This window comes from Nocardia sp. Tas62D01 (assembly GCF_055232035.1).
Map to the genome: position 1 here is coordinate 2,778,786 of NZ_JBUYUZ010000001.1, position 11,839 is coordinate 2,790,624.

11 protein-coding genes and 1 pseudogene are annotated in these 11,839 nt (G+C 65.4%); 8 read left to right on the forward strand and 4 right to left on the reverse strand.

The window, feature by feature from the left end; all coding sequences use genetic code 11:
- The first annotated feature begins 139 nt into the window (after nucleotides 1–139).
- The gene (locus tag ACV7NQ_RS13650) at nucleotides 140–319 is read left to right on the forward strand and encodes a hypothetical protein (RefSeq protein ID WP_463359979.1); all 180 of its coding nucleotides are present in this window, start codon (nucleotides 140–142) and stop codon (nucleotides 317–319) included.
- 984 nt (nucleotides 320–1,303) lie between these two features.
- Here ACV7NQ_RS13650 and ACV7NQ_RS13655 read toward each other — a convergent pair.
- Nucleotides 1,304–1,762: a nuclear transport factor 2 family protein gene (locus ACV7NQ_RS13655; RefSeq protein ID WP_463359980.1), complete on the reverse strand. Its 459-nt coding sequence runs from the start codon at nucleotides 1,760–1,762 to the stop codon at nucleotides 1,304–1,306.
- Between the two features lie 267 nt (nucleotides 1,763–2,029).
- On the opposite strand from ACV7NQ_RS13655, the pseudogene ACV7NQ_RS13660 reads away from it, so the two are divergent.
- From ACV7NQ_RS13660 to ACV7NQ_RS13680, 5 genes and pseudogenes are all read left to right on the forward strand, one after another.
- Nucleotides 2,030–2,272, forward strand: a pseudogene (locus tag ACV7NQ_RS13660) (transposase); the annotation flags it as partial.
- A gap of 80 nt (nucleotides 2,273–2,352) precedes the next feature.
- Nucleotides 2,353–2,847: an IS3 family transposase gene (locus ACV7NQ_RS13665; RefSeq protein WP_463359981.1), complete on the forward strand. Its 495-nt coding sequence runs from the start codon at nucleotides 2,353–2,355 to the stop codon at nucleotides 2,845–2,847.
- Nucleotides 2,848–2,948: 101 nt separating this feature from the next.
- Nucleotides 2,949–4,013, forward strand: coding sequence for a tyrosine-type recombinase/integrase (locus tag ACV7NQ_RS13670; protein ID WP_463359982.1), 1,065 nt, complete (start codon nucleotides 2,949–2,951; stop codon nucleotides 4,011–4,013).
- Nucleotides 4,010–6,340: a tyrosine-type recombinase/integrase gene (locus ACV7NQ_RS13675; RefSeq protein ID WP_463359983.1), complete on the forward strand. Its 2,331-nt coding sequence runs from the start codon at nucleotides 4,010–4,012 to the stop codon at nucleotides 6,338–6,340. The genes ACV7NQ_RS13670 and ACV7NQ_RS13675 overlap by 4 nt, the downstream gene beginning before the upstream one ends.
- Before the next feature lie 24 nt (nucleotides 6,341–6,364).
- Nucleotides 6,365–6,808 carry a transposase gene (locus tag ACV7NQ_RS13680; RefSeq protein ID WP_463359984.1) on the forward strand — a complete coding sequence of 148 codons (444 nt, stop codon included), beginning with the start codon at nucleotides 6,365–6,367 and terminating at the stop codon, nucleotides 6,806–6,808.
- Between the two features lie 333 nt (nucleotides 6,809–7,141).
- On the opposite strand, the gene ACV7NQ_RS13685 is transcribed toward ACV7NQ_RS13680, so the two are convergent.
- Together ACV7NQ_RS13685 and ACV7NQ_RS13690 are read right to left on the reverse strand one after the other, a co-directional pair.
- On the reverse strand, nucleotides 7,142–7,789 hold the full coding sequence (locus ACV7NQ_RS13685; protein WP_463359985.1) for a class I SAM-dependent DNA methyltransferase: 648 nt from the start codon (nucleotides 7,787–7,789) through the stop codon (nucleotides 7,142–7,144).
- A 513-nt stretch (nucleotides 7,790–8,302) separates the two neighbouring features.
- Entirely contained in the window at nucleotides 8,303–9,181 is an 879-nt protein-coding gene (locus tag ACV7NQ_RS13690) for an aldo/keto reductase family oxidoreductase (protein WP_463359986.1), read from the reverse strand.
- Nucleotides 9,182–9,312: 131 nt separating this feature from the next.
- On the opposite strand from ACV7NQ_RS13690, the gene ACV7NQ_RS13695 reads away from it, so the two are divergent.
- Nucleotides 9,313–9,756, forward strand: a complete 444-nt coding sequence (locus tag ACV7NQ_RS13695; protein ID WP_463359987.1) for a winged helix-turn-helix transcriptional regulator — start codon at nucleotides 9,313–9,315, stop codon at nucleotides 9,754–9,756.
- Between the two features lie 44 nt (nucleotides 9,757–9,800).
- Here the strand turns inward: ACV7NQ_RS13695 and ACV7NQ_RS13700 are convergent, their stop codons facing one another.
- Nucleotides 9,801–9,926, reverse strand: a complete 126-nt coding sequence (locus ACV7NQ_RS13700) for a hypothetical protein (RefSeq protein WP_463359988.1) — start codon at nucleotides 9,924–9,926, stop codon at nucleotides 9,801–9,803.
- Nucleotides 9,927–10,308: 382 nt separating this feature from the next.
- Between ACV7NQ_RS13700 and ACV7NQ_RS13705 the strand changes: the two genes are divergently transcribed.
- Nucleotides 10,309–11,748: an NF041680 family putative transposase gene (locus tag ACV7NQ_RS13705; RefSeq protein ID WP_463358523.1), complete on the forward strand. Its 1,440-nt coding sequence runs from the start codon at nucleotides 10,309–10,311 to the stop codon at nucleotides 11,746–11,748.
- Nucleotides 11,749–11,839: the final 91 nt, after the last annotated feature.

An 11,839-nucleotide genomic window follows, 5' to 3' on the forward strand; every position in this document is an offset into this window, starting at 1 on the left:
ACGCCGTCGTCTGCGGCAGCGGATCACCACACTCCCGGCAGTACCGCCGAGCCGTACCGTCACCACCCGCACGCCAGACCATCCAGCCAGGCACACCGCACAGCCAGGGGAGCAGGCCGCGCTCGACCACGGGGTCACCGTGCGGCGCGGCCAGGGCTACACCCTGCGCGTCAGCACCACCCTGGCGATCCACCGCCAGATCCTCGCCCGCTGCCGGCCCCTCGACGGCGGCCAAGGCACCCCGACTGTCCCGGCACAGCGCAAGGCCCGCCGCGAGTACGAGAACCGCGTCAGCGCCCTCATCTCGACCAGACCATGATCCGGGTCAGCGGCTACCGCTAATTTCCGTTCGGATACTCCCTGAGGGCCATATCCGCCCGAAATTCGGCCGATACTACGGCGACCCCCAGTCGAAACCCCCGCCCACCCCGGCGACGGAACCGTCGGATGACCCCGGCACACCCTGGCTCGGTGTTTCGAGGCCGACGCGGCCCAATCCTGATCGCCACAGTCATCGTGGTCATGGTGGCGGTGCATCTGGGACTGGGCGGATACGCACTCACCCACTGAAACTGGACCGTCGGCGCCGCAGCAGCGATCGTCGCGGCGAAAGTCGCCGTCCTCGTCGGATACCGCATCGTGCGGTACCGTCGGCGACGCCACCCGCGTCGCGCCTTGAACGCCCTGCCGACGCACACCGATGCAGCTGGGCCGACCGACAGGTGTTGCCGGTCGAATCGTCGGGCGAATGCTCAACCGCGGCAACTACACGGCGAGGTCGTCGATGAAGTTTGGCGGACACCTGACCTACGTTCGTCCGGCACACAGGTGCGGACTGCTAACCACGAACATCGCGAACACCTTAAGGACGGGCGCTAATGCGCAGGACGATGGTGACGCGGAGCTGGTGGGTGTCACAATGATGAGCCTCGATGATCACAGCGGGTTGGTACCCGAGCGACAGAGTTTCCGCCACAACGCCGTCCCGTGGCTTCCGATCGTCGGCGCACAGGACTGCGCGGTCTCACGGTCGGCACTGGCCCACGGGCGGCTCGCGCCGGGTACCCACATCGCAGTTCCTCGCAAGGAACTGCTTCTGGACTACACCGTCGTCGCAGACGACAACGCAGGTGCACCCGTTCGCTGGTCTTGCGGTCTAACTAAGTCAGGTTGTGGTATCTGGGAGTGGGATGGTCGATCTTCGAGGATGGCCTTCCCGTTCCGCGGTTCCGTTGGGTCCCCATCATGCGCGAGGGGACAAGCTCGCTTGCCACCGGCGATGAAGAAGTCCCGACAATGGAATTTATGGGTGCAGGGGCGATCGTCGGGCCTTGACAGCGCGGCGGGTGACGCGCCACCCTGCCTCAGATCGTTCGATGTGATCGTCATAGGTGACACTGCGCACAGTCCCATCGACATCGATGCCGATCCCTTTTGAGAGGCAGCGCACGACGTCATCGGTGATCTCATCCAGAACGATGTTGGTGACATGGTGGGCTACCGGGTTCCTGTCACCAAGGGCCAGCACCCATTCTCGCATGGCCTCCAGCCCGTTGACTTCTCCGCCGCCGAAGTCGCTCACGTCGTACACAACGCCTGCAGTGAAGATCTCATGCAGGCAATCGAGCTGGCCCGTGTCGATCAGATAGCCGTGCCGATTGATGAGGCGGGTTATTGCCTCGCGGTCCTCAGTGTTCACCAGATCACCCTCTGTAGTAACCGTCAGTACCTCGGCGAAACGACTGCTTCCGATCTCGCCCACATGGTCATCACGCGTGTAATACCCTACGTCGTTCCGATGTCTACGCGACCCCGTAATCGGCTGCGGCGCATAAGTTCCGCAGCTGGACGCGGGGTGTGGATTTGTCGACCCTGCTCTGGGTACCCGGTCACCGAGGATGTCGGCGGCCCGGACGACCTGCAACTGCGACAGAAGGTGCAGCAAATGAGAAATAGGGGAAGTGAGGTTCCCCCCGGAAAGTGGACACCTGATTCGCAGGACTAACGGTCCTGCTGGAAGGATGTCCATATGCCTCCTCGCAAGCGTCGGTCGTTTACGGCCGAGTACAAGGTCGAGGCTGCGCATCGGGTGATCGATTCCGGTCGCACGATCGCTGAGGTCGCCCGCGAGTTGGGACTCAACGACGGCCTGCTGAGCAATTGGGTTAAAGCCGAACGCCGCCGGATGGGTGCGGCGACAGCACGCGGTGATACCGCGCTGGATCCGGCTGAGCGAGCCGAGCTGCTGGCCTTGCGAAAGCGAGTTGCCGAGCAGGACAAGGACATTCAATTCCTTAAAAAAGCTTCGGCGTACTTTGCCGCGATGCAGCACCCGCGCAGCGGTTCGAGCTGATGGGAAAGTACGCCGCCCCCGACAACGCCGAGGTCGCCGAGACTGCCGGCACCCCCGCCGCGCTGACGCCGCGGTTCGACCTCACCCGCATGGCGCGCCTGCTGGAGGTCTCCACTTCCGGCTATCACCAGTGGCGAAAACGGCGCACGGCAACAGAACTCACTCCACAGGCGCAGCGGCGGGCGGATCTGACGGTGAAGATCCTCGACGTGCACGCCGACTCCGACGGCACCTACGGGTCGCCACGAATCACCACCGAGCTGCGCGAACGCGGTGAGCGGGTGACCGAGAAGACCGTCGCCAAGATCATGGCCGGGATCGGGATCGAGGGCATCAGCCCGCGCACCTTCAAGGTAAGAACGACCGTGGTCGACCCGACCGCGTCGTTCCCGCCGGATCTGGTGCAACGCGACTTCGATCGGGGTCGGCTCGATGCCGTCTGGCTGACCGACATCACCTACCTGAACTGCGGTGAAGGCGACATGTACCTATAAGTTACGTGGAATCTGACCGTGTGTCGGTCAGCGGGGTCCGGGCCTGGGCTCAGTAACGTCGCGGCGAACTTTCGAACTCGACGGACAGACGGGGCTGGTGCATGCCGGAGACGGTGGAGGCGAAGTGGCCGGTTCTCGGTCGGCACGTGCGGGCGGCGGAGTGGTTGCGGATCTGGACCGATCTGGGGCGTGCGCCGCGAACGATCAATGCGTATGCGCGGGGTTTGGGTGAGTATCTGCTGGTCTGTGAGCGGGAGGGTTTCGATCCGCTGACCGCGACTCGCGCTCAGGTGGCGGTGTTCGTGCGGGAGTTGACGTCGCGGCCGAGTCGGCGAGGGGCGAATGTGGTGGCGTTGGATTCGGGGTCGGGGCTGGCGAACGCGACCATGCAGCAGCGTCTGGTGCCGGTGCGGCTGTTCTATGATTTCTTGGTTGAGGAGGGGGTGCGGGACTCGAATCCTGTTGGCCGGGGCCGGTATACGCCTGGCCGGGTGGTCAGCGGTCGGGCGCGGTCGCTGGTGCCTCGCATGGTGAAGCTGCCGTGGATTCCCAGCGAGGAGGAGTGGCTGCGGCTGCTGGGGGTGTTCGCCGAGGAGCCGATCCGTAATCGGCTGATGCTGGCGCTGGCCTACGACGCGGCGTTGCGGCGGGAGGAGTTGTGCTCGTTGCGCAGCGACGATATCGATCCGGCGCACCGCACGGTGCGGGTGCGGGCGGAGACGACCAAGACCCGCCGGGAACGTGTGGTGCCGTATTCGGCGCCGACCGGGGTGCTGCTGTCGGAGTATTTGCAGCACCGGGCCACCCTGAGCAGGGCTCGCGGCGCGCTGTTTCTGTCGGAGTCACGCCGTAATCGCGCGGAGCCGCTGACGTTGTGGACGTGGTCGAAGGTGGTGCGGCGCATTGCGTTGGCGGCTGATGTTTCTCGGTTCTCCACCCATACCACCCGGCATCTGTGTTTGACGGATCTGGCCCGGATGGGGTGGGAGCTGCACGCGATCGCCAGTTTCGCTGGGCATCGCAGCACCGATTCCACACTGCAGTACATCCACCTGTCCGGGCGGGAGTTGTCGGCAAAACTGAATTCCTCGATGACGCACGTCCACGCATGGCGGATCGGAATGCTCACCGGAACCGGTGACGGCCGACAGGACGGGCCGGCGTGACGGCGGCCGAGGCGGTGTCGTCGGCGGCAAGCGGTGTCGCCGCGCTGCCGCGCCGCCGCCGCGGCTGGGACCGCCGTGGTGTGTTGCTCGACGGTGAGGCTGCGGCGGTGCTGGCGTTGGGGCCCGCGGGGCTGCGGCGCAAACGGTCCACCGGTGTCCCGCGGCGGACGGCGCGGCACTGGAATGCGGTGACCCGCTTGGTCGTTCCGCTCGATGAGACTCTGGCCGGGCTGCATCATGGTGAGGATGTCCGGTTCCGGCGGGCTGGCTTGCACGCCGCGGCGATCGTGCTGGCGCACTGCGCGGACACTGGCCGGTCGTATTGGGGGTGGACACCGTGGGAGTGGGCCAGGGTGTGTGGCGGCAGCGCGCGGGAGTTCGAAACCGCCCAGCCGCTGCCGACCGAGTCGACGGTCAGGCCGTTCGTCGTGGCGCTGGCTTACTTGCTCGGCGGGTTCACCGACTTCCACCGGTTGGGCACGTTCAACCGTTTTCGGTTGGCCTGCTTGATTTTCGGTGAATCCGACGTAGAGCAGTCCCTGCGAACTACCGGCGAGACGCTGCAACGGTGGGGCTACTGCGACGTCATGGACGCCAAGCATCGGATGCGGGGCGGGGTCAGTCAAGCCCTGCTGCTCAACGGCAGTCCCCGCCTCGACGAGTTGAGCACCACGGCGTTCGCGGCCCTGCGAGCGCATCCGGCAACTGAGGGGCATCAGGGGTCGATGCTGTTCGCGCTGCAACGCGTCGTGGCGGAACTGGGGCACTGTGAGGCGCCGGTGCGCAGCGGATACAACCCTGTCCTCGGCATCGAAGAAACCGATCCTGAGTGGGCGCCGTGGGTCGAACGATGGTATGCCACATCAACTTTGACCCCGAAAGTCCGCGCCTCAGTCCGCAATATCATGGCCAAAGCCGGCCGCTGGCTGGCCGCCGAGCACCCCGAGATCACCGAACCGGGCCACTGGACCAGGGCGACCTGCGCAGCCTGGGTCGCCGTGGTCGACCGGATGAGTGTCGGTGACTGGGTTCAGCGCCACGACGCCCTCGGCGACCGCGCTGGCACTCCGATCTCACCACGCACCAAGGCCCAGAACCTCAATGCCACCCGCACGTTCTTCCGGGACTGCCAGGAATGGGAGTGGATCGATCGCCGGTTCGACCCGAACCGGGCGCTGGCCGTCCCCCGCAGCGTCGCCGCGCTGATCGGCCCCAACCCCCGCGTGATCGCCGACGAGGTCTGGGCCAAACTGCTGTGGGCCGGGCTCAACCTGGAACCCCCCGACCTGCCCGGCACTTCCGGCGATACCGCCTATCCGATGGAGCTGGTCCGCGCCATCACGGTGACGTGGCTGTTCTCCGGGCTGCGCAGCGACGAGCTCTCCCGCCTGCGGGTGGGCTGCATCCGCTGGCAACACGCCGGACTGCCCATCCCCGGTGACTCCGACGACGTCCTCGCCGAGGACGCGGTCTGCCTGCTCGACGTTCCCGTCCACAAGACCGGCACCGCGTTCACCAAACCGGTCGACCCGATCGTCGGACAAGCCATCGAAGCCTGGCAGAAAATACGGCCGCACCAGCCGAAACGGCTCGACCGCAAGACCAATGAACATGTCGACATGCTGTTCTCGGTCCGCGCCCAGCCCGTCGCCAAGTACTACATCAACCGCACCGTCATCCCGGCGCTCTGCGCCAAAGCCGGTGTCCCCACCACCGACGTCCGCGGCAACATCACCAGCCACCGCGCCCGGTCCACGATCGCGAGCCAGCTCTACAACGCCAAGGAACCGATGACCCTGTTCGAGCTGCAGGCATGGCTCGGACATCGCACCCCCAACACCACCCAGCACTACGCCAAAATCACCCCGAACACCCTGTCCAAGGCGTATTCCGAGGCCGGGTACTTCGCCCGCAACATCCGCACCATCGAGGTCCTCGTCGACCGAGACGCTGTCACCTCCGGCGCAGCCGCCGCCGGAGAACCCTGGCAGCACTACGACCTCGGTCACGGCTTCTGCACCTACACCTTCTTCGAACAATGCCCGCACCGAATGGCCTGCGCTCGTTGCGATTTCTACACCCCCAAGAACTCCAGCAAGGGGCAACTCCTGGAGGCCAAAGAGAACCTGCAGCGGATGCTGGCCAACATCCCGCTCACCGACGAGGAACGGGTCGCCGTCGACGAGGGACAAAGCGCCCTCGATCAGCTCCTCGAACGACTGATCGATGTCCCCGCCCCAACTGGCGCCACGCCCCGCGAGATCGGCGTCCCGCCCACCGCCACCCTGTTGCCCATAACCCCTGCAGACCCAAGCAAATCCATATAAACCGGACAATTCAGATTCCACATAATGTGTGCGATCCGGGACGGGCACTCCCGCCGCGTGCTCGGGCATGTCGTGGCCGACCACATCGGCGCCGACATGGTCTGTGAGGCCATCGATGCGGCCGTGGCCACCCGCGGCGGCCGATGCGAGGACACCGTGCTGCATTCCGATCGTGGTGGCGAGTTCACCGCTGGTCTGACGGCGAAATCCTGTGCCAGACACCGGCTTCGGCGGTCGATGGGCGAAACCGGAATATGCTGGGACAACAGTCCCGCCGAATCGTTCTGGTCCACGTTCAAGCACGAGTGTTACTACCGTCACGCCTACGCGACGAAGGCTGAACTTGTTGCCGCCGTTGATGATTGGATAGGATGGTTCAACACCGGTCGCCGTCACTCTGCGATCGGGATGATCAGTCCGCTACGCTACGAGCAGTCCCTGGCGACAGCCGCAGCGGAAGCCGCATAGCCCCCTGTCCACCGTTCGGGGTGAACCTCAAAGTGGTGTCGCGCACGGCTTGAACAGAAGCACTTGACAGGGAACTGTGTTCGTGCCCGCACTGCCAGAAGTTGGGTGGCTGCCCGGTGATGCTCGGCGCGCTTCCGCCGGCCAATCAGGTCGTCTTCGATCTCGGCCAGTCGCGAGAGCATCTTTGGGTTGATGTTGAGCATGGGGCACCGGATGCAGGCTTCTCTGAACTAACTCACCGTCCATTGTGGCCAATTCGATTGCGGGTGTGGGTGCGTGAGTGCCTCGTCAAAGCTTGAGAGGACACTCGCCGATGACGGCCTGGCGGGGCGATCAGTGCTTCTGGGGCTTGCGTACCAGCAGTTGGGCCTGTTGGAACTGCCGTTCGTTTTCGTGAGGCTCGCGCAGCATCCGGGCGACCTCGACGAACCCGGCCTGGCGCAACAGTTCCGCGAGACTGTCTGGCGACCATCGATAGGCGAGCGTGACTTTGTGGTCGAATTCCTGCGGCAGCGGGTCGTCGCCGGCGAAGAATCCGAGCAGCAGGTGGCCGCCCGGCGCCAGCACTCGCTGGAACTCGGTGAACACGGCTGGCAGTTGCTGCGGCGGTGTGTGGATGGTGGAGTAGAACGCGAGAATGCCGCCGAGAACTCCGTCGGGGAGGTCCAGGGCGGTCATCGACCCCTCGTCGAACCGCAGTTCCGGATGATCTCGGCGGGCCAGGGCGACCATCTCGGAGGACAGGTCGATGCCGAAGGTGTTCGGCCCGAGCGCGTTTAAGTGTGCGGTCACGTGGCCGGGGCCACATCCGATGTCGGCGACCGGTCCGACATTGTGGGCCTGCACGAGTTCGGCGAACGCGGCCAGCAGCGCACGTTCCAGCGGTAAGGTCTCAAGCACGTTACTGACAAGCTCGGCGTAGAGGGAGGCAACGGCGTCGTAGGCAGCCCTGGTGTTGTGTAAGACGGAGGATTCGGTCACAGCGGGAACCATAGTCCGTTGCCGGTGCCCCACAACCGACGCTGGGCTGGTTGAGCTGGTCCATCACTCGCTGCTTCTCTGAAGTTAATTCTCATGGGGCAGAGGCTCTTCCGGAGATCGCGCCGAACTTGGGTATGCCGAGTTCAGTTCCTGGTGCTTGTCGTAGAAGCGTGGCGTCGATCCCGGCGAGTTTGTCGTTGACGCCGCTGTAGCTGACCTGGAGACCTTCGATCCTGGAGTTCGAGCGCTTCGCCGGGGGCGACCGCCACGGCCCACCCGTAAAACAGCTTGAACGCGGCCAGCTCCCGCGCCGAGCACCAGATTCCATGCGGCGCATCACAACACGTCAGCAAGCAACACGGCTGAACCATCCAGGGAATCCGGTGCCGCAAGCGGGCGCCAAGCTCGCGAAGAGATCGGACGCTCTACGCCTTCCAGCGGTGAGTTTGCCTCTCGCCAACGTCCTCACCAGCGAGAACGACAGACTCTTTCACCCAGGAATCAGCCTGGACATCACACCCTGTGACCGATCTTGTCCAGCTCGGTGAGCTCCTCGTCGGAGAGCGAGAGTCCCGCGCCGGCGACGTTCTCGCGCAGGTGCGCCGCCGATGAGGTGCCGGGAATCAGCAGGATGTTCGGCGACCGCTGCAGCAGCCAGGCCAGGGCGACCGACATCGGCGTCGCGTCCAACCGGGAGGCTACGGTCGACAGCGCCGAGGACTGCAGTGGGCTGAAGCCGCCGAGCGGGAAGAAGGGCACGTAGGCGATGCCCTCTTTGGCGAGCCTGTCGATCAGCTCGTCGTCGTGGCGGTAGGCGAGGTTGTACATGTTCTGCACGCACACGATCGGCGCGATCGTCTGTGCCTCGGCGACCTGTTCCGCTGTCGCGTTGCTCACGCCGAGGTGCCGGATCAGGCCCTGTTGCTGGAGTTCGACGAGCGTCTCGAACGCCTCGGTGACCGACTCGGGTTGGGGTCCCTGGGCGTTGCCGAGCCGGAGGTTGACCAGGTCGAGCACCTCGAGGCCGAGGGTTTCCAGGTTCTCGTGGACGGCACGGCGCAGATCGTCGGGCTGTCGGGCCGGGGGCCAGCCGCCCTGATGGTCGCGGGTCGCGCCGACCTTGGTCACGATGTGCAGCGCTTCGGGGTAGGGGTGCAGCGCTTCACGGATCAGCTGGTTGGTGACGCGCGGTCCGTAGGCGTCGGCAGTGTCGATGTGGGTGATGCCGAGATCGAGTACCTCGCGCAGGACGGCGAGTGCGCTGTCGTGATCGGCGGGCGGACCCATGACCCCGGGGCCGGCAAGCTGCATAGCGCCGTAGCCGAACCGGGTGACGGTCAGGTCGCCCAGGGTCCAGGTGCCGCCGGGAAGCGACGTGGAGAGCGTGCTCAAATCTCTGCCTTTCGTGTCGGGATTGGGGCTGGTGCCTCACGGCTCCTTGCTTCATCATGGATATGTAGCTTCCTGATGGGAAGTAGGCACTTCGGGGTGCGTAAGGTACCTGCGGGTGAGAGGAGTGGTCGATGGCGACGATGACGGCGGCGCAGAAGAGGACACAGGCGAAGGCGGAGTATGACGCTTTTGTGGCGGTGTGTCCCAGCCGCAAGCTGCTCGACCGGATCTCCGACAAATGGGTCACGCTGATTCTGTGCGCGCTGGGCAGCGGCGGCTCGTACCAGCCAGTCGGCGACGGCGCCGGTGAGCCCCGGGCGATGCGCTACTCGGAGCTGGCTCGGCTGCTGGTCGGCGTGAGCCAGAAGATGCTCACCCAGACGCTGCGCTCCTTGGAGCGGGACGGCCTGGTGACCCGCACCGCGACGGCGACCGTGCCGGTCACGGTTTCCTACGAGCTGACCGACCTCGGTCTCTCACTGCACCACATGATGCGCGGCGTGAAGAGCTGGGCCGAGATGCACATGGACGATGTGCTCGCCAACCGCGCGACGTACGACACCCGCACCGCCTGAACCAAGCAGCGGAGACGTCACATTCAGTCTCTCCCTTTTACCCGCTACCCCAACTCGTCGACGTCGAGGTCCGGCCGCGCACGGTACAGCCGGGCACCATGGCGCAGGAGGCCAGTCGCCACCGAAGCGTCTGCCTCGATCTGGACGACCAGCGGCTCGACGACGATCACTGGGCAGATTCACAACACAGCCAGACTGGACAGGGACATGGATGCACGGCGTGGAAAATGCTCGCGCGCAGGTCCCGACCGACACCTTCCGCTTCTCGAAGTTTCTCTGCACTTGTCAAGCGAGCGGCTGTGACCTCCCGGCCACCATCAACCAGACCCTGGCGGCGATGAGGCGCCTGACGAATACGCCCTCTTAGCTTGATTTTTAACCTCCGGGTCACTGCCCGCCGACCGTCCGGGTCGGTGTTGGAGCGGTTCGATCATCGAAACGTGTTGCTGCCGTGTTGATTTAGGGACGAATTTCGGCGTGTCGCCGTGACATGGAGCGGCCACCGCATCATCATCGTCGGGTTCCCGCTAAAGAGCCTGATGAGAAGTTGTGGTGGCCGTGCCTGTCAGTGTGCCCGAAGTATTTCGTCCGGTCGAGTCGGCGCGCCCGTCGGGACCGGAATCGCTTGCCGCGTTCCGCAATTCGTTCTATGAAAGCCTGACCGCGCGCGCCGACGCGCTGTTCGAACTCACCGACGCGGTGCTGTGCGACGACGGACCGGTCACCACGCTGGTCGGACTGTGTCTGACCGGGGAATATCGACGCGGCCACGGCGCCCTCTACGACGGTCTGAACGCCGGAAGTATCGACATCGCCCGGCTCCGGCGCGCGATCACCGCCACGACCACGGTCGGGCGAGACGACGAAGGTGCGATCATGCTGGCCGTCGATGCCAGTCCGTGGCTGCGTCCCGACGCGGCGACCAGCCCCGATCGATCGTTCTGCCATGTCTATGGCCGTGGCAGGGGGCAAGCGCAGATGATCCCGGGCTGGCTGTTCTCCTACGTCGCCGCGCTGGAGCCCGGCCGGACCTCTTGGACCACGATCCTCGACGCGATACGGCTGCACCCCGACGACGACGCGACCGAGGTCACCGCCGCCCAGATCCGGGAAGTCGTGCAACGCCTGCAAGCCGCCGACCTCCATGTTCCCGGCGACCCGCACATCAAGATCGTGTTCGATGCGGGCTACGACATCACATGCCTGGCATACGAGCTCGCGGATCTGCCCGTGGTCCTGATCGGGCGAATACGCTCCGACCGCGTCCTGGCCTTCCCCGCCGAACCCCGTGCGGGCAAGAGGGGCCGTCCCGCCAAGCACGGCCCCGACTTCGCGTTGTCCGACACCGGGACCCATCCCGAGCCCGCTGTCGTCACCACCACCGACACCGACCGCTACGGCGCCGTGCGTGCGACGGCATGGAACCGTCTGCACCCCAAACTCGCCCGCCGAGGATCCTGGGCCTACCACGACGGGGAACTGCCGATCATCGAGGGCGTCGTCATCGGGCTTCGGGTGGACCGGCTACCCGGCGACCGCAACCCGAAACCACTGTGGCTATGGTGTTCGCAACCCGACATCGCCGACCCCGCCATTATCGACCGAATCTGGCGAACCTTCCTGCGGCGCTTCGACATCGAGCACACCTTCCGGTTCCTGAAACAGACCCTCGGGTGGACCAAGCCGCGTATCCGCGACTCCGCCGCCGCCGACCGCTGGACCTGGCTCATCATCGCCGCACACACCCAACTCCGCCTCGCCCGAGGACTCACCGAAGACCTCCGCCACCCCTGGGAGAGAAAACCAACCAGCCCCAGCCGCCTCACCCCAGCCCGCGTCCGCAGGGGATTTCGCCACCTCCGCCCGACAACCGCTCTTCCGGCCCGCGCGCCGAAACCCTCACGGCCGGGTCCCGGACGCCCGCCCGGCGCAAAAAACATCCGACGCGCACCACACCAGGCGGTCGGTAAGACCACCACGGCTGCCAGTTAGAGGTTAAAAATCAAGCTTAGGCGAGTGGCTCCGTGGCGTCCGGCCACGGAGCCTGGCGCAAAAACCTGTTGGCGGACCACAGCGACCACTG